The following is a 17574-nucleotide window of genomic DNA, read 5'->3' on the forward strand; positions in this document are numbered from 1 at the left end:
GGGGAGTCGTCAAGCGGTTAAGACACTGGATTTTGATTCCAGCATGCGAAGGTTCGAATCCTTCCTCCCCAGCCAAATAAAAGCGTGTAAGTTCTCTTACACGCTTTTTTACGCTAAGAGCAAAATAACGCTGAAAAACTTTTTTTTACCCGTCTTTACGCGTATAATCGCGTAATTAGTGTCTTAGATATAGGGCAAAGGGAAGCGTAATGTTTTCTGCGCGTAAATCAAATCTAGAATCAGGTGAAGATATGGCTGCTTATGACAGTTTAATGGTGTTTACCGGTAATGCAAATCCGGAATTGGCGCAACGTGTTGTCAAACATTTGGATATTTCACTCGGTGAAGCCACCGTTTCCAAATTCTCTGATGGCGAAGTAGCCATTGAATTGTTGGAAAATGTGCGTGGTCGCGATGTGTTTATTTTGCAACCTACCTGTGCGCCAACCAATGACAACCTGATGGAAATTTTGACTATGGCCGATGCACTCAAACGTGCTTCTGCCGGGCGTATTACTGCCGCGATTCCTTACTTTGGCTATGCGCGTCAAGATCGTCGTCCTCGCTCTGTCCGTGTGCCGATTTCTGCTAAATTAGTGGCAAATATGTTGTACTCAGCAGGTATCGACCGCGTATTGACTGTTGACTTGCATGCTGATCAAATTCAAGGTTTCTTCGATATTCCGGTAGATAATATTTACGCTACCCCGATTTTGTTGAACGATATTAAACAACAGCGCATTGAGAACCTGACTGTTGTCAGCCCTGACATTGGTGGTGTTGTACGTGCACGTGCTGTTGCTAAATCTTTAAATGCTGATTTGGCGATTATCGACAAACGTCGTCCTAAAGCCAATGTGGCTGAAGTGATGAACATTATTGGCGATATTCAAGGCCGTACTTGCTTGATCGTAGATGATATGATCGATACAGCAAACACCTTGTGTAAAGCAGCCGTTGCCCTGAAAGAGCGCGGTGCAGATCGTGTACTGGCATACGCCAGCCATGCAGTATTCTCCGGTGAAGCAGTGAATCGAATTGCTTCTTCCGAAATTGACCAAGTAGTTGTGACAGATACGATTCCGTTGTCTGAAGCAGCTAAAAAATGTGAACGCATCCGTCAAGTTACTATTGCCGGTTTGCTGGCTGAAACGGTACGCCGTATCAGTAATGAAGAATCTGTCTCATATCTTTTCAATGAAGATGTGATGACTGGCGGCATGTTGCTGCCATAACCCGATGTCGTCTTAAGCTGGTCGCGGCCGATGACGACGATTTTATCTAAATTGGAGTATTAAACATGACTTACGAAATTCAAGCCTCTGTTCGCGAAGCCCAAGGCACTGGTGCGAGCCGCCGCCTTCGTCGCGAAGGCCAAATCCCTGGCATCCTGTACGGTGAAGGTCAAGAGCCTGTTGCTATCGCTGTAGACCACAAAACTGTATTCTACGCATTGGAAAAAGAATCTTTCCATACTGCTTTGATTAAACTGTCTTTGAACGGTGAAACTAAAGACGTTATCGTGCGTGACTTCCAAATGCACCCATTCCGTCGCGAAGTTCAACACATCGACTTCCAAGCTGTAAAAGCTGATCAACCTGTACGCATCCGTGTTCCTCTGCACATTGTTAACGCTGAAAACTCTCAAGCTGTTAAATTGCAAGGTGGTCGCGTATCTCTGTTGAACACTTCTGTTGAAGTAGTTGCTTTGCCTGCAAACATTCCTGCTTTCTTGGAGTTGGATTGTGCATCAGTAGTTGCCGGCGACATTCTGCACTTGTCAGACGTCAAATTGCCAGAAGGTGTTGAAAGCGTTTCCCTGAAACGTAATGAAAACCTGGCTGTTGCTACTGTTACCGGTAAAAAACGCTAATCGGTAGTTAATATAAGAAAACCGTATCAGATTTATCTGATACGGTTTTTGTTTTACATATAAAATCATTTGTTATAAAACTTGGGTAAACGTAACAGCATATGTACTTTATAAAATTGAAGCAATTTCATTGCGAAGTTTATTAAGAAAGCGGCCATGCCGTACCCATTGTGCGGCTGATTCATAATCCTGTTGTTCAAATGCTTGTTGTAAATCTTGATATAGGCTGCTTTGTACTTCTTGAATTTCTTGATCCAGTGCCCGGATGGCATCATGGTTTTGTTCTATTTGTGCATCCATCAATGTTTCCCGCCATTCCATTTGCTGCATGAGGAATTCTGGTGAAAACGAAGTGTGTTCAGGTGCATCAGCATCGATATTTTGGCTTTTCAAGAGATAAGCAGCCCGATCAATAGGACTTTTTAATGTGCGGTAGGCATCATTAATTGTAGAAGACATCATAACGGCTTGTTTCTGCTCAAAAGCTGAAGCAGAAGCAAATTTATCAGGATGAAATCGGGCAGCTAAAGCCCGATAGCTTTGTTCGAGTGCTTCGGTATCAATATTGAAAGATGGCTCAAGCTGGAAGAGGTTGAAGTATTGAGACATGATATTAAAGGAAAAAATCTAAAGAAGAGGATTATTTTACGATATAATCCGGAAACTGTTTATATGAAAGGAAAACAATATGACCGGTAAGGTGCAACACAATAAAGGCAAAATACGAGACAATACCTTAAAAGCCTTAGTCAAATCTGATTTGTTCCGACACAAAGTAGAACGAAAAAGAAAAGGCAAGGGTAGCTATAATAGGCAAGAAGCCAAAAAATGGCGGGATGGTTTTGATACTTTCCCGCCATTTTTTATATTTTAAACGTGGAAGCTCTCACCGCAGCCGCAAGAGTCTTTGACATTTGGATTTTCAAATTTGAAACCTTCCTGCAAACCTTCTTTAGTGTAATCAACTTGCGTGCCGTCTAGATAAACCAAGCTTTTCGGATCGATATAAACTCGTGCGCCGTGTTCTTCAAAAATCAGGTCATCCTCGTTCACTTCATCGACAAATTCAAGGTTGTATGCCATGCCTGAGCAGCCGCTGGTTTTGACACCCAAGCGCACGCCCAAGCCTTTGCCGCGTTTGGTCAAGTAGCCGTTGATGTGTTTGGCTGCGTTTTCTGTGATGGTAATCATGCTTTTTTCCTCATTTCGCAATCATTTTCTGTTTTGTCTGCTTTTTATTTCAGACGGCCTCTTGATTTTCAGGCCGTCTGAAAACGCTGTTTTGCCCACTCTATTGCGGTGGCAATGGTAGTTTTTGCCTGCGGACTGTTTTTCCAACAGGTCGAGCCGGTCAATTGTGCGCCCTGTTCCAAAATATCGTCTAAATCCGCAACCGCCAAAGTGGCAATATCATCCAATCCCATTTGCTGCAAACGCTGCAATATGGTTTTACCTATGCCTTTGACAGCAAGTAGGGATTGGACTTCTTTATCAGTAAAAGGCATATCGTCTTCTTTGATTTTGCAGGTATAACGACTAAATATAAGCTGTAGCTTATTGCCCTCTCCCTAACCCTCTCCCGTGGGGAGAGGGGATAGATTGGCAGGTAATCCCAAACTTGGTAGCAACTTCAAAACGATTAAGTTTCTGTACAGTTGGTTTTGTCTCACAAAAGAAGAGGGGGGAAACCATTAGATTTGCTTTTCTCGAAGATTCGCCGGGAATCTTGGGCACCTGCCGATAAGGGTTCGTTAAATCCGGTTATTTGTTTTCCTGACGTTTGCGATAGTCTGCAACGGCCGCTTTTACCGCATCTTCAGCCAAGATGGAGCAGTGGATTTTAACTGGAGGTAATTCCAACTCTTCGGCAATTTCGCTGTTTTTGATTGCCAGTGCATCGTTAAGGCTTTTGCCTTTAACCCACTCTGTGATCAGACTGGAAGAAGCGATGGCGGAGCCGCAGCCGTAAGTCTTGAATTTTGCATCTTCGATAATACCCTCATCGTTTACTTTGATTTGCAGACGCATTACGTCACCGCAGGCCGGAGCACCGACCATGCCGGTACCGACAGATTCGTCGTTTTTGTCGAAAGTGCCGACGTTGCGGGGGTTTTCGTAGTGGTCGATTACTTTATCGCTGTATGCCATGATGTGGTTTCCTTTGTGTTTTTAGTGGTGTAAATGGTTTGTTTACGAATATTCAGACGGCCTGAAGTTTAGATTTTGCATGCGCCGCCTTCGCAGCCGTCATCATTCTCTGAATCAACGCCGCCTTCTACGGTAACGTCGTCAAAATCTTCGAGCAGGTTGTCGAGATTGTCGAGGTCGATTTCTTGTTCGTTCATGGGTTGTATCCTTGATTCTAATGTGGTGGCTTTTAGGTCGTCTGAAAAGGCCTTTGGGGATTTTCAGACGACCTTTTTTTATTTATAGGTAGGTTGGGTTATTAAACTCAACATTTCAGGCGCTTTAATAGACTCGTTGGGTTTCCAACCCAACCTACGCTTGCTTAAAATATCGTGGTTTGTTGATGTTTTAGTCGTCTGAAAAAGACGATTGTTCTAAATTTTCTAAAATTAGGCGTGCCAATAAGCTGCTATCGACATGGTATGCCTGAATACAGGCTTGAATCATTTGTTCGGCAGAGATATTTTGCCAATGTATCTGCAAACCGTTTTTCATTGCCAATTGCGTCATAAACAGGCGCAATGTTCTGCCGTTTCCTTCACGAAAAGGATGTAGGACGTTCAACTCGCCCAAATAATAGGCCACACGCTCGGCGAATTTATCTTTATCCAACCCCCGCAAATAGTTTTCGCTTTGCAGCTTCTCCAAAAGTGTACGGCTTTCGTTTTCGATAAAAGCAAAATTGGCAAATCGGGTATTACCTTTGGAAATATCAATTCGCCGGATTTCTCCTGCCCAATCATAAACATTGCCAAACAGTTTGCGATGAATGGTCTGTAAATGCGCCAAATCGAAATTGCCTGTAATGGGTTGCAAAAGCAGATTTTGGGCGGAAATAGCAGAAATGTCTCTTTCGACCTTTTCTAATTTAAGTGGATCTTGAATGGCTAATTTATTTCTAAATACACCATCATTCATATAGATTATGTCTTCACCACCGTATTTACTCATTTTTTTAGAACCTTTGTTTAATTTTTCTTATTTCTTTCTCAATATTTGTTTTACCAATCTTTAGAAGTTGCATTGCATATTGAGTTTGTCGACTAATTTCTAAATTCTCCATTTTCCATGAACCAGTGATATCATCAACATCTTTTGTCCAATGATCTTCAATAGTTAACCATTCCAAACTTCCTTTATCACGATCAATAATATCAAGATGATGTCCTCCTTGATAAACAAAAATGTTTTTACTCTTAAATAAGGAAGAGAATTTATTGAATATAGATCGATTGTATTCAATAACAGATAAAGCAAATTCAATATCTTTTTTTAATACGTCTAAATCTTGTTCATAATCTAAGTCAAATTGTTCAAAATATTTTCCATAAATAATACGTTTATAACCATTTGGCAAATTAATAATTTTAACTTTCATGGTATTCTTTCTATGAAAATAGCATACAAGACTGTCTATAAAAAGTGTTTTACTGTATTCAAAAATCAGACTCACTTTCTTAGACAGCCTTTGTTTGACATCAATCTTAATGCGCTGCCCATTCAATCGAGTTCAAATCAATCCCGTCTTTGAACATTTCCCACAGCGGCGACAGTTCGCGCAGTTTGCCGATTTTGGATTTGATCAGTTCTGCCGCAAACTGCACTTCTTCTTCGGTGGTCATGCGGCCGAAGGTGATGCGCAGGGAGGAATGTGCCAATTCGTCGTTGCGGCCGAGTGCGCGTAAAACGTAGCTTGGCTCAAGGCTTGCGGAAGTACAGGCGGAGCCGCTGGATACGGCGAGTTCTTTCACTGCCATAATCAGGCTTTCGCCTTCGACGAAGTTGAAGCTGACGTTTAGGTTGTTCGGAGCGCGGTGTTCGAGGTCGCCGTTGATGTAGACTTCTTCAATGCCTTCGATACCTTTGAGGAAGATATCGCGCAGTTTCAAGTAGTGCGCAGTGTCTCGTGCCAATTCTTCTTTGGCAATGCGGAAGGCTTCGCCCATGCCGACGATTTGATGGGTCGGTAATGTGCCGGAACGGAAACCGCGTTCGTGACCGCCGCCGTGCATTTGGGCTTCGAGACGCACGCGTGGTTTACGGCGTACATACAGGGCGCCGATGCCTTTAGGGCCGTATACTTTGTGGCCGGACATAGACAACAAATCAACTTTGGCTGCGTCAACGTCGACAGGCACTTTGCCGCATGCTTGTGCTGCGTCAACGTGGAAAATGATTTTGCGTTCGCGGCAGATTTCGCCGATGGCAGGAATATCTTGAACCACGCCGATTTCGTTGTTTACCCACATGACGGAAACAAGGATGGTGTCTTCGCGGATGGCGGCTTTCAGTACGTCTAAATCAACTAAGCCGTTTTCTTGTACGTCCAGATAAGTCACTTCATAACCTTGGCGTTCGAGTTCGCGCATGGTGTCGAGCACGGCTTTGTGCTCGGTTTTTACGGTGATGAGGTGGTTGCCTTTAGATTTGTAGAAGTGCGCCGCGCCTTTAATGGCGAGGTTGTTGGACTCGGTTGCGCCGCTGGTAAAAACAATCTCTTTAGAGTCGGCGTTAATCAGGGCAGCAATGTCTGCACGTGCTTTTTCTACGGCTTCTTCTGCTTCCCAGCCGAAGCTGTGGCTGTTGGAGGCTGGGTTGCCGAAAATATCGGACAGGTAGGGAATCATTTTTTCGGCAACGCGGCGGTCAACGGGAGTGGTGGCGGCGTAGTCGAGGTATACGGGGGTTTTGACGGTCATGGTTTGCTCTTTCGTTTGGTCATCTGCCTGCGGTCTTTGCCGCAAGTCGGTTTAATGAATGTGTGTAAAGGTAACGACATGACTGCTGTCGCTGCAGTTTTTTTGTTCAATGATGCTTTGCAGCGTAACGCCGCTGAGGTAATCATTGATGGTTTTGTTTAAGTTCTCCCAAAGGTCATGGGTCAGACAGGGGGCGCCGTGGTGGCAGTTTGCTTTGCTGCCGCATTGTGTGGCATCCAGTCGGTCTTCGGCTGCGGAGATGATTTGTGCAATATTGATTTGCTCGGCGGGAGCGGCAAGGATGTAGCCTCCGCCTGGGCCGCGTAGGCTTTCAACCAATCCGGCACGGCGCAGCTTGCTGAATAATTGTTCGAGGTAGGAGAGCGATATGCTTTGTCGTTCGCTGATGGCACTGAGTTTGACAGCGCCGGTTTGCGCGTTCATCGCCAAATCTATCATGGCGGTTACTGCAAATCGCCCTTTGGTAGTCAGTCTCATGGTGTGGTTGCCTGTGTGGGCGTTTTTATTAGTGGAGGGAATTGTCTAATATCTGAGTGTTTCAGTCAAGTATGTGGTGGCTCGGTTTGATTGTTTGTTTAAATGGTGGCATGGGTTAATTTTTAAATCGGAAAATATTTTCTTTATTTTTCTGTAATTTGGACTTGAGGCCATCTGAAAAAAGGCTATCAACCCTACGGATGGCAGGGTTAAAATGTTTTGATTTAATATTGATAGTGATATAGATTATCAAAATTATTCTTAAAATTTAGTTGTTTTGATGGAGTAAAATAATGAGGTGTTTGAAATGTTCAGACGGCCTTGACCATCCATCTTTACTTGAACAGAGGCAATCGACAATGAAATGTGATTTAAGCAAAATAACCTGTATCGAAGACTTGCGCCTTGTTGCCAAACGTAAAATGCCGCGTATGTTTTATGACTATATTGACTCAGGCTCTTGGACGGAAACCACTTATCGTGAAAATACTTCGGATTTTAAAGACATCCGTTTTCGTCAAAAAGTATTGGTTGATATGGAAGGACGCAGCCTTGAGACTAAAATGATCGGTCAGGATGTGAAAATGCCGGTGGCGATTGCGCCGACCGGTTTCACGGGCATGGCACACGCTGACGGCGAAATCTTGGCGGCACGTGCGGCTGAAAAATTCGGTATTCCGTTTACGCTGTCAACCATGTCCATTTGTTCGATTGAAGATGTGGCTGAAAACACCAGCTCGCCGTTTTGGTTTCAGCTTTATGTGATGCGCGACCGCGAGTTTATGGAAAACCTGATTAAGCGTGCGAAGGATGCTAATTGTTCGGCTTTGGTATTGACTGCCGATTTGCAGGTTTTGGGTCAGCGCCACAAAGACATCAAAAACGGCCTGTCTGCGCCACCGAAACCGACCATCGCCAATTTAATCAATTTGGCGACTAAGCCCGAATGGTGCATGAAAATGCTGAACACGGAACGCCGTACCTTCCGTAATATTGTCGGTCATGCGAAAAACGTGGGCGATTTGTCTTCGCTGTCTTCATGGACTTCCGAACAATTCGACCCGCGTCTGAGCTGGGACGATGTGGCGCGCATTAAAGATTTGTGGGGCGGCAAGCTGATTATCAAAGGCATTATGGAACCTGAAGACGCGGAAAAGGCAGCGAAAAGCGGTGCGGACGCATTGGTCGTTTCCAATCATGGCGGCCGTCAGCTTGACGATACCGTGTCTGCCATTAAGGCTTTGCCTGATGTGGTCAGCGCGGTAGGCAGCGACATTGAGGTTTGGATGGACAGCGGTATCCGCAGCGGTCAGGATATTTTGAAGGCTTGGGCTTTGGGTGCGAAAGGTACGATGATTGGCCGGGCGTTCCTGTATGGTTTGGGTGCGTATGGTGAAGAAGGCGTAACCCGTGCGCTGGAAATCCTGTATAAAGAAATGGATATTTCCATGGCGTTTACCGGTCATCGCAATATTCAAGATGTGGATTCCAGCATTTTGCGTTCTACGCGTTGGCATCAAGATGAATTTTAATTTCTGAACATAAGAAAAGGCCGTCTGAAAAACTGTTTCAGACGGCCTTTTTATAGACGGCTATTTCTCGTTTTTGCGATACCATTCGATAAAGGCATCGGGTTTGACAAAGCCTAATAAGGCTTCGCTATGACTTCCGTCGGCGCGGACAACAAACACGCCCGGAGGGCCGAAGAGGCCGTATTCTTTCAGTAAGGCCTGATGGTCGGGAGTGTTAGCGGTCACGTCGATTTGGAAGAAGCGCTGCATATCGACTGCTTCGTGTACCTGCGGTTGGTTGAGCGTGTAGGCGGCCATTTCTTTGCAGGATACGCACCAGTCGGCGTAGAAATCAATCAACACGGGCTTGGTTGGATCGGCTTTCAAGGCGGCATCCATAGCGGCTTTGAGTTCGCCGACATCAGTAAACATCTTGCCGTGGTCGGTTTCTTGTCCGGCTTCGGATGGCGGAACCAACGTTAAGAAGTGGTGCAGGGCAGTGGTTTGTTTATTAAAGCTTTGCCAGCCAAACCATGAGCCGCCAATCAGCAGTAAAAAGCCCAATACGGCGGCAACTGTTTTCAGACGGCCTTTTTGTTTGCCAGATTTTGCCAAAAGCATAAGGGCGGGAACAATCATCAGCAAGGTGTAGAGGCCGACTACTGCGAAGTAAGGCAGATGCGGTGTGGCAAGGTATACGGCAACGGCCAGTAAGATAAAGCCGAATGCGTATTTGATGCCGTTCATCCAGTCGCCTGCTTTGGGCAGGATATGACCGCCGAATGTGCCGATGATGATTAGCGGTACGCCTGTGCCGAGTGCTAATGTATAGAGCGCAAGGCCACCCAATACGGCATCGCCGGTCTGGCCGATATAGCCCAGAGCAAATGCCAGTGGAGGCGCAACGCAAGGGCCGACAATCAGGGCGGACAAAATACCCATGATGAAAACGGAAATGATTTTGCCGCCGGAGAGTTTGTTGCTTTGGTTTTGGAAATAGGATTGGACGGAGTTTGGCAGTTGGATATTGAAGAGGCCGAACATAGACAGGGCCAGTACCACCATCAATGCGGCAGCGGCAAGCACAACCCAAGGCTGTTGCAGCCATACGGTCAAGAGCGCGCCTGTCAAACCGGCAATCACGCCAACCAAGGTATAGGTCAATGCCAAACCTTGTACATATACCATCGACAAGGTGAACGCGCGGCCTTTTCCGGCTTTTTTATCGCCTACGACAATGCTGGAAACAATCGGCAGGAGCGGATACATACAGGCGGTAAAGCTTAAGCCCAAACCTGCGACAAAAAACGCCAATAGGTTAGCGTTTAAAGTATCCCAAGAGAGCTTGAAGCGGCTGCTGTCGGGATTGTTTGTACTGGGTTGGGCGGGCATTTGGCCGTCTGAAGAGGCGGATGGTTGCAAAAAGCGGTCTTTGGCAGAAACCGGCTCGTCGCTTTGAGGCTGGTAAACCCCGTTGCCTTTTACGTCAAACTCGGTGTCCACAGGCGGATAACACACACCCACTTCGGCACAGCCTTGATAAGTCAGCGTCAGTTTGTATTGCGGCGCGGCTTGTTTGTAAGGCAGGTCAACCTGTGCGGTATGGTGGTAAACCGTTTGTTTGCCGAAGAATTCGTCTTCTTTTTCTTCGCCTTTGCTGAATTTGGGTTCGGCCAAGACTTTGTCAGGATTGGTCGCTGCAACGATTTTGGACTGGTACATATAGTAGCCGTCAGCGATTTTGAACTGCACGCTGATGCCTTGATCGGTTACATTGACTTGAGGTACAAAGGCTTGCTCTGGAGGCAGCAAATCATTGGCATCTACTGCGAATGCGAAGCTGCTCAAGCCTAAAAATGCAATGAGGAAATAAAGGAATTTTTTCATAGTATCTACGGAGATGCCGTTGAGGAACCGTCATTATAAATGATGGAAAAAATAAACGGCTTAATTTATGTTAAATATTGCGAGAGAAATCTAATGCTTTTGAATTATATCGAAATAGGGTTGCCCATATATGACCGATAGTCTCATGTTATCGTTCAATCTATGCCAAAGGCCGTCTGAAACTTTCAGACGGCCTTTGTTTCTATTCGGCTCGGCTTTTACGGATAAGCGATATAAGCGTAAGCGGAATGGTTGTGTATCGATTCGAAGTTTTCGCTTTCGACAACAAACGACTCGATGCGTTTATCGGCAATCAGCGCAGTGGCCACATCACGAACCATGTCTTCGACAAACTTCGGATTTTCGTATGCTTTCTCCGTTACATACTTCTCGTCAGGGCGTTTGAGCAAACCGTAGAGCTGGCAGCTTGCTTGTGCTTCGACGTAATCGATGATTTCTTCAATGCCTACATCTGCGTTTGCAATCAGACTGACCGTCACATGCGAACGTTGGTTGTGCGCGCCGTATTGGGAAATTTCTTTGGAACACGGACACAATGAAGTAACCGGAACCATCACTTTCAGATTGTGGCTGTATGTACCGTTTTTGATTTCGCCGGTCAGGGTAACATCATAGTCGAGCAGCGATTGGATGCCGGAGACCGGCGCGCTTTTCTTGCGGAAAAACGGGAAGGAAACGCTGATTTTGCCGGAATGGGAATCCAGCAGGGCAACCATGTCGGCAGTCAGTTTGTGCAGCGTATCGAAATCCAAAGCATCGGTTTGTTTTTCCATCAGGGCGACAAAGCGCGACATATGCGTGCCTTTTTGGTCGGCAGGCAGGAAAACCGTCATGGTCAGGCGGGCGACGGTGGATTGTTCGCCTTCTTTGCTTTTGAGGGAGATTGGAAAGCGCAGGTCTTTGATGCCGACCTGATTAATCGGCAGGTTGCGTAAATCGCGGCTGGATTGCACGTCTGCAATGGCGTTCATGCGTGGTATGTCCTTCATGATAGGATTGTTGAGATGCGTGTGGAGGGAATCGGCTCGTGTCGGCCGATTTGCAAATGCGAGATTATATCACTTGCTTTATCCGCCTGCATTGATTGTTTCTATTTTTCAGATAGTGATAAAATCTTCGATTATTCACATCTATATAGGCAGAGACCAAATGAAATTCGCCACGAAAGCCATTCATTCCAGCTACGATTGCGACGAACACAACCGTGCGCTGATGCCGCCGATTTATCAAAACAGTATGTTTGCGTTGCACGAGATTGGCGAAAATGTGCCTTACCGCTACTCGCGCCTGAGCAACCCGACCCGTCAGGTTTTGGAAGATACCGTTGCCGATTTGGAGCATGGTGCGGCCGGTTTTGCGTTTTCCAGCGGCATGGCGGGGATTGATGCCGTGTGGCGCACTTTCCTGCGCCCGGGCGATACCATTGTCGCCGTCGCCGATATTTATGGCGGCGCTTATGATTTATTGGTCGATGTTTATCAAAAATGGGGTGTAAACGTTGTTTTTGCCGATTTGGGAAATCCGGATAATTTGGACGAGTTGCTCAAAGTACACAATGTCAAACTGGTTTGGCTGGAAACGCCGTCCAATCCGCTTTTGCGCTTGGTAGACATCAAAGCGCTTGCCGCAAAAGCCAAAACAGCCGGTGCGCTGGTCGGTATCGACAATACTTTTGCTACGCCGTATTTGCAACAGCCGTTGGATATGGGCTGTGATTTTGTGTTCCATTCCGCAACCAAATATTTGTGTGGCCATTCCGACGTATTGATGGGTGTAGTCGTTGCCAAAACCAAAGAGCTGGCTCAGCCTTTGCACGACATGATGGTTCATACCGGCGCGATTGCAGGTCCGATGGACTGTTGGCTGGTGTTGCGTGGTATTAAAACGCTGGCCTTGCGCATGAACGCCCATTGCCAAAACGCACTCGAAATCGCACGCCGTTTGGAAGCCCATCCTGCCATTGAAAAAGTGTTCTATCCCGGCCTGCCGTCGCACGAACATTACGAACTCGCCCAAGCACAAATGCCCAAAGGCATCGGCGGCGTGGTTACGGTTTATCTCAAAAACGACACGCGTGAAGCGGCCAATAGCGTGATTAAAAACATGAAACTGGTCAAAATGGCTTCCAGCCTCGGCGGCGTGGAAAGTCTGGTCAACCATTGCTATTCCCAATCCCACAGCGGCGTGCCGCATGATGTGAAAATGGAAATGGGCATCAAAGTCGGCCTGCTGCGTTTCTCTGTCGGTATTGAAGATGTGGACGATATTTGGAACGATATTTCCAAAGCATTGGATACGACTTTGTAAATAAGGCGTAAAGGCCGTCTGGAGGTAAATAGTTTTTCAGACGGCCTTTAGTAATACATAAGGAATAGATATGAAAACATTATTCGGCGCATTGATAAGTATGGTAGTTTTGGCAGCTTGTACATCTCCTTCAGCATCTAAGCCTGAACAAGCCTCTAAAGTGCAGGTACAAACTCAACAAGCTGCGCAACCTACTTTAGCCGCCAAATGGCGTGTTGTCGCTTTCAATAAATTCACTGAAAAAGAATTGGCAGATAAAAACGCCTATTTGGATTTCAGCAAAATGCCTAAGGCGTATGGCAAGATGGGGTGTAACGGTATGATGTTCCAAGCCAATACGATTGGTTCGGACAAAATTGATTTTGGCCATATTGCGGTAAGTATGATGCTGTGTGAAGACATGAAGCTGGAAGATGCGTTTTTGCGTAAACAAAGCGTGTGGAACTATCGTTTTGACGGTAACGATTTGATTTTGGAACAAAAAGGCATCAGTATCCGTTTGCGCCGTGAATAATCTTAAAGGCCGTCTAAAAATAAATATTTCAGACGGCCTTTTGAATCTTTATAATAAGCCCTATTTGAAACTGATACCGAATATCAAGGAAACCTATTATGGCAGCTTCTCCAGAAGCCAAGTTTACCGAAGAAAAAGTCTTGTGGATCAAACACCATACGCCTAAGCTGATGACTTTTGCCATCAGCCGCCCTGAGTCCTACCGTTTTTCAGCAGGGCAGTTTTCTCGCCTTGGTTTCCGTGACGGCGAGGGCTTTATTTGGCGCGCGTATTCCGTCGTGTCTGCCGAATACGCCGATACGCTTGAGTATTTCGCAGTATTAATCGAAGGCGGCCCGATGTCGGCGCGTTTTGCTGCGATGAAAGAGGGCGACACTATTTTATTGGATAAAACGGCTACCGGTTTCCTCTTGCCCGAGCGTTTCCCCGACGGAAAAGATTTGGTCATGCTCTGCACGGGTTCCGGCATTGCGCCTTTCCTTTCCATTATCGAGCAACCTGAAATCTGGCAGCGTTTCGACCGTTTGGTTTTGGTGCATTCAGTTTCTTACGCCGACGAGTTGATTTTCAACCAACGCCTTGCTGATTTGAAAAAGCATCCGCTGATTGAAGAATATTTCCATAAATTCACTTTTGTTCCGGTCACTACGCGTGAGGAAACGGAAGGCGCATTGAGCGGCAAACGGATTCCCGAATTGCTGAAGAATGGAGGCTTGGAAGAAAAAATCGGCTTCAAGTTCACCAAGGTCGATACGCGCTTTATGGTTTGCGGCAATCCGGCAATGGTCAAAGACACTTTCCAAGCCCTGATGGATTTGGGCTACGCCATGCACCGCAACCGCATCCCCGGCGAAATCATGATGGAAAATGGTTTTTAACAGGTAAATGTTCAAAGGCCGTCTGAAAGTTTCAGACGGCCTTCAATATTAAATATAAACCGAAAATTAGAGAAAATGAGACCTTTGCAAAAATAGTCTGTTAACGAAATTTGACGCATAAAAATGCGCCAAAAAAATTCAATTGACTAAAACCTTCCTGATATTGAGCAAAAAATAGGAAAAATCAGAAAGGTTTTGCATTTTGAAAATGAGATTGAGCATAAAATTTTAGTAACCTATGTTATTGCAAAGGTCTCAAAATATGAATATCAAACAAATTATCCAAGCCCTGCCCAAAGCAGAGTTGCACGTCCACATCGAAGGGACGTTCGAGCCGGAGTTGATGTTTGAAATCGCCAAGCGCAACCACATAGCGATTCCTTATGAAAATGTCGATGCGGTACGGCAGGCTTATGATTTTCACAATTTGCAGTCGTTTTTGGATATTTATTATGCCGGTGCCGGCGTATTGTTGCACGAGGCGGATTTTTACGATTTGACCCGCGCGTATCTTGAGCGTTGCCATGAAGACAATGTCGTGCATACGGAAATATTTTTCGATCCGCAAACCCATACTGTGCGGGGCGTGGCGTTTGAAACCGTGATTAACGGCATTGTCCGTGCCTGCCGTGAAGCCGGGCAGCAATGGGGCATAAGCACGCGTTTGATTATGTGTTTCCTGCGTCATTTGTCGGAAGAAAGCGCATTTGAAACCTTAAATCAGGCTTTGCCATATAAAGAACACATCATCGGCGTAGGCTTGGATTCGAGCGAATTGGGGCATCCGCCGTCTAAGTTTGAGCGCGTGTTTGCGCAGGCGCAGGCGGAGGGTTTGTTGACGGTGGCACATGCTGGAGAAGAAGGCCCGCCCGAATATGTTTATGAGGCTTTGGACTTGCTGCATGTCCGCCGTATCGATCATGGCGTACGGGCGGAAGAAGATGAGGCGTTGATGGCGCGTTTGATTAAAGAACAAATGCCCTTGAGCGTTTGCCCATTGAGCAATTTGAAATTAAAAGTGTTCCTTGAAATGGCGAAACACAATTTGCGCCGTATGTTGCAACGTGGCGTCTTGGTAACCGTCAATTCCGATGATCCGGCATATTTCGGCGGCTATATGAACCGCAATTTTGAAGCGCTTGCCGAGGCTTTAGATTTGAGTGCGGAAGAAATCAAAACCTTGTGCACCAATTCGTTCCGCGCTTCGTTTTTGAGCGAGGAGGAAAAGGAAGAGTGGATACGGAAGATTGAAGGTTTTGATGCTGAATAACGATAAAAGGCCGTCTGAAAAAGTTTTAGACGGCCTTTTATGTCGGCGACGGGCTTATTCGCCTACGGTTTTTTGTATCAGTTTTTCGGCGTTTGCCAAAGTGTTTGCCACTTCGTCAAAACCGATGCGGCTGCCGGCGATGAGGGCGCGCGTATCGGTATAGGCGGCGCGTACTTTGCCGTCCGTTTCGGTAACGAGGACGCGCAGGGGCAGTTGCAGGGCGAAGGCGGGGTCTTTGACCATCAGCGGCGTGCCGGCTTTGGGCGTGCCGAAGACGATGACTTTTGCCGGCTGCATCGTTAAGCCGTTTCGGCGGGCGGCTTCCTGATGGTCAATGACGGCAAAAATGTCCATTCCTTTGCTTTTTATGGCGGTTTCAAGGCGGCTGACGGTTTCGTCAAAGCTGTATTTTGAGGTGAGGGTATGCGTGGTCATAGCGGTTTCGTTTTGGGTGGACGGTTCGCCGGTAGGATGTGCCGAAGCGGTTGAAATGCAGAGTGCGGATGCGGCAATCAGGGGGAGTATGTGTTTCATCGTATTTCCTTATCGGTTTGTTTATCAGGCTTCGGACGGGGCGGCACGCGCCGCGCCTGATGTTGCGCCGCGTGCAGGAGTGCCGTATGCCGTCTGAAAGCCTGTCCTTTCAGACGGCATTATGATGGCGGTTAATAGTCGACTTTGATTTTGGGTGTTTCCTGCGCGGCTTTGTATTCTTCTTCCAATTCAAAGCGCAGCGGATACAAATTCAATTTTTCCATCAGCAGGCGGTCGCCGTCTTCGTCCGGATTGCCCGTAGTCAGCAGCTTGTCGCCGTAGAAAATCGAGTTTGCGCCAGCCATGAAACACATGGCCTGCATGGATTCCGGCATATTGCTGCGGCCTGCGGACAGGCGGACGTAGCTCTCGGGCATGGTAATGCGCGCCACAGCGATGGTGCGGACAAATTCCGTCCAGTCCAAATCTTCGGCATCGGCCAGCGGTGTGCCTTCTACTTTAACCAACTGGTTAATCGGCACGCTTTCGGGCTGCGGGTCGAGGTTGGCAAGGCTGGCAATCAGGCCGGCGCGTTCGGCGCGGGTTTCGTTCATGCCGACGATGCCGCCGCAGCAGACTTTCAAACCGGCATTGCGGACTTTGCCCAAAGTATCCATGCGGTCTTCGTGTTTGCGGGTGTGGATGATGTCGTTGTAGCGTTCGGGGTCGGTGTCGAGGTTGTGGTTGTAGTAGTCCAGACCGGCTTTTTTGAAGTCTTCCGCCATGCCGTCTTCGAGCATGCCGAAGGTGCCGCACACTTCCATGCCCAAGCCTTTCACCGCGCTGATGATTTCGGAAACGACAGCCACGTCTTTGGGTTTGGGGCCGCGCCATGCCGCTCCCATGCAGAAACGGCTGGCGCCGCGCGATTGGGCAATTTTGGCTTTTTCGACGATTTCGTCCACATCCATCATCTGCTCTTTGCCCAGATTGGTGTTGTGGTGTGCCGATTGCGGGCAGTAGGCGCAGTCTTCGGGGCAACCGCCGGTTTTGATGGAGAGCAGGGTGGAAAGTTGGATTTCGCGCGGGTTGAAGTTTTGGCGGTGGATTTCGGCGGCTTGGAAAACGAGGTCGAGGAAAGGCAGTCCAAACAAAGCCTCGACATCGCATTTTTTCCAATAACGCGCAGTCGGATGCGGCTTGCGCTCGGTTTGACGGCGCAAGGCTACGGGAGATACGGTCATAGTGTGTTCTTTCGTGTTTACAGCGACGCAGTGTCGCTGACGGCTTGACTGCCGGCGCAATGACGGCAGCAGCAGGTTTGAAATCAATATAAAAGGCCGTCTGAAACGGCGCAGCAAGTGTAACGCTTTTGATAATGTAGAGCAAATGTTTCAGACGGCCTGAAATATGGTTTGCCCGGGTTTGCTATAATCGCATTTTTAATTTTTCCGT

20 protein-coding genes, 1 tRNA gene and 1 pseudogene are annotated in these 17574 nt (G+C 47.0%); 9 read left to right on the plus strand and 13 right to left on the minus strand.

The window, feature by feature from the left end; all coding sequences use genetic code 11:
* The 3 genes from ACTHSW_RS05800 to ACTHSW_RS05810 all read left to right on the plus strand — a co-directional run bounded on the left by ACTHSW_RS05800 (window position 1) and on the right by ACTHSW_RS05810 (window position 1873).
* A tRNA-Gln gene (locus ACTHSW_RS05800) sits at window positions 1–75 on the plus strand.
* 176 nt (window positions 76–251) lie between these two features.
* Window positions 252–1235: a ribose-phosphate pyrophosphokinase gene (locus ACTHSW_RS05805; protein WP_107723665.1), complete on the plus strand. Its 984-nt coding sequence runs from the start codon at window positions 252–254 to the stop codon at window positions 1233–1235.
* Window positions 1236–1300: 65 nt separating this feature from the next.
* On the plus strand, window positions 1301–1873 hold the full coding sequence (locus tag ACTHSW_RS05810) for a 50S ribosomal protein L25/general stress protein Ctc (protein WP_070461775.1): 573 nt from the start codon (window positions 1301–1303) through the stop codon (window positions 1871–1873).
* 108 nt (window positions 1874–1981) lie between these two features.
* Here the strand turns inward: ACTHSW_RS05810 and hscB are convergent, their stop codons facing one another.
* Window positions 1982–2482, minus strand: a complete 501-nt coding sequence (hscB, locus tag ACTHSW_RS05815; RefSeq protein WP_070461776.1) for a Fe-S protein assembly co-chaperone HscB — start codon at window positions 2480–2482, stop codon at window positions 1982–1984.
* Window positions 2483–2561: 79 nt separating this feature from the next.
* Here hscB and ACTHSW_RS05820 point away from each other — a divergent pair.
* Window positions 2562–2784: pseudogene (locus ACTHSW_RS05820) on the plus strand (alternative ribosome-rescue factor A).
* On the opposite strand, the gene iscA reads toward ACTHSW_RS05820, so the two are convergent.
* The 8 genes from iscA to iscR form a co-directional block, all read right to left on the minus strand.
* Window positions 2744–3064: an iron-sulfur cluster assembly protein IscA gene (gene iscA, locus ACTHSW_RS05825; protein ID WP_063075834.1), complete on the minus strand. Its 321-nt coding sequence runs from the start codon at window positions 3062–3064 to the stop codon at window positions 2744–2746. The pseudogene ACTHSW_RS05820 and the gene iscA overlap by 41 nt on opposite strands.
* A gap of 68 nt (window positions 3065–3132) precedes the next feature.
* Window positions 3133–3378: a recombinase RecA gene (locus ACTHSW_RS05830; protein WP_070461779.1), complete on the minus strand. Its 246-nt coding sequence runs from the start codon at window positions 3376–3378 to the stop codon at window positions 3133–3135.
* 256 nt (window positions 3379–3634) lie between these two features.
* Complete coding sequence (gene iscU / locus ACTHSW_RS05835) at window positions 3635–4021, minus strand: Fe-S cluster assembly scaffold IscU (RefSeq protein ID WP_070461780.1); 387 nt, start codon at window positions 4019–4021, stop codon at window positions 3635–3637.
* Between the two features lie 68 nt (window positions 4022–4089).
* Window positions 4090–4218: a hypothetical protein gene (locus ACTHSW_RS05840; protein ID WP_256388723.1), complete on the minus strand. Its 129-nt coding sequence runs from the start codon at window positions 4216–4218 to the stop codon at window positions 4090–4092.
* Window positions 4219–4408: 190 nt separating this feature from the next.
* The gene (locus tag ACTHSW_RS05845; RefSeq protein ID WP_070461783.1) at window positions 4409–5011 is read right to left on the minus strand and encodes a Fic/DOC family protein; all 603 of its coding nucleotides are present in this window, start codon (window positions 5009–5011) and stop codon (window positions 4409–4411) included.
* Between the two features lie 4 nt (window positions 5012–5015).
* Window positions 5016–5438 carry a hypothetical protein gene (locus ACTHSW_RS05850; protein WP_225905478.1) on the minus strand — a complete coding sequence of 141 codons (423 nt, stop codon included), beginning with the start codon at window positions 5436–5438 and terminating at the stop codon, window positions 5016–5018.
* A 106-nt stretch (window positions 5439–5544) separates the two neighbouring features.
* On the minus strand, window positions 5545–6759 hold the full coding sequence (locus ACTHSW_RS05855; protein WP_070461785.1) for an IscS subfamily cysteine desulfurase: 1215 nt from the start codon (window positions 6757–6759) through the stop codon (window positions 5545–5547).
* Between the two features lie 51 nt (window positions 6760–6810).
* Window positions 6811–7257 carry a Fe-S cluster assembly transcriptional regulator IscR gene (gene iscR, locus ACTHSW_RS05860; RefSeq protein WP_003746476.1) on the minus strand — a complete coding sequence of 149 codons (447 nt, stop codon included), beginning with the start codon at window positions 7255–7257 and terminating at the stop codon, window positions 6811–6813.
* Window positions 7258–7616: 359 nt separating this feature from the next.
* Between iscR and ACTHSW_RS05865 the strand changes: the two genes are divergently transcribed.
* Entirely contained in the window at window positions 7617–8789 is a 1173-nt protein-coding gene (locus tag ACTHSW_RS05865; RefSeq protein WP_070461787.1) for an alpha-hydroxy acid oxidase, read from the plus strand.
* Between the two features lie 60 nt (window positions 8790–8849).
* Here the strand turns inward: ACTHSW_RS05865 and dsbD are convergent, their stop codons facing one another.
* A complete protein-coding gene (dsbD, locus tag ACTHSW_RS05870; RefSeq protein ID WP_070461789.1) occupies window positions 8850–10655 on the minus strand; it encodes a protein-disulfide reductase DsbD in 1806 nt (601 codons plus the stop codon).
* A 218-nt stretch (window positions 10656–10873) separates the two neighbouring features.
* The gene (folE2, locus tag ACTHSW_RS05875; RefSeq protein WP_070461792.1) at window positions 10874–11647 is read right to left on the minus strand and encodes a GTP cyclohydrolase FolE2; all 774 of its coding nucleotides are present in this window, start codon (window positions 11645–11647) and stop codon (window positions 10874–10876) included.
* A gap of 178 nt (window positions 11648–11825) precedes the next feature.
* Here folE2 and ACTHSW_RS05880 point away from each other — a divergent pair, with 178 nt between their 5' ends.
* From ACTHSW_RS05880 to ACTHSW_RS05895, 4 genes are all read left to right on the plus strand, one after another.
* A complete protein-coding gene (locus ACTHSW_RS05880; RefSeq protein WP_070461793.1) occupies window positions 11826–12983 on the plus strand; it encodes a trans-sulfuration enzyme family protein in 1158 nt (385 codons plus the stop codon).
* 70 nt (window positions 12984–13053) lie between these two features.
* Entirely contained in the window at window positions 13054–13497 is a 444-nt protein-coding gene (locus ACTHSW_RS05885; protein ID WP_070461795.1) for an META domain-containing protein, read from the plus strand.
* Window positions 13498–13595: 98 nt separating this feature from the next.
* Complete coding sequence (locus tag ACTHSW_RS05890; protein ID WP_070461797.1) at window positions 13596–14375, plus strand: ferredoxin--NADP reductase; 780 nt, start codon at window positions 13596–13598, stop codon at window positions 14373–14375.
* Window positions 14376–14637: 262 nt separating this feature from the next.
* Complete coding sequence (locus tag ACTHSW_RS05895; protein ID WP_440373791.1) at window positions 14638–15645, plus strand: adenosine deaminase; 1008 nt, start codon at window positions 14638–14640, stop codon at window positions 15643–15645.
* 54 nt (window positions 15646–15699) lie between these two features.
* Here ACTHSW_RS05895 and ACTHSW_RS05900 read toward each other — a convergent pair whose 3' ends face one another.
* Entirely contained in the window at window positions 15700–16179 is a 480-nt protein-coding gene (locus ACTHSW_RS05900; RefSeq protein WP_003680761.1) for a DUF302 domain-containing protein, read from the minus strand.
* A gap of 131 nt (window positions 16180–16310) precedes the next feature.
* Window positions 16311–17363, minus strand: coding sequence for a biotin synthase BioB (gene bioB / locus ACTHSW_RS05905; RefSeq protein WP_070461800.1), 1053 nt, complete (start codon window positions 17361–17363; stop codon window positions 16311–16313).
* Window positions 17364–17574: the final 211 nt, after the last annotated feature.

The organism is Neisseria sp. P0008.S004 (assembly GCF_051962755.1).
Lineage (GTDB): Bacteria > Pseudomonadota > Gammaproteobacteria > Burkholderiales > Neisseriaceae > Neisseria > Neisseria subflava_A.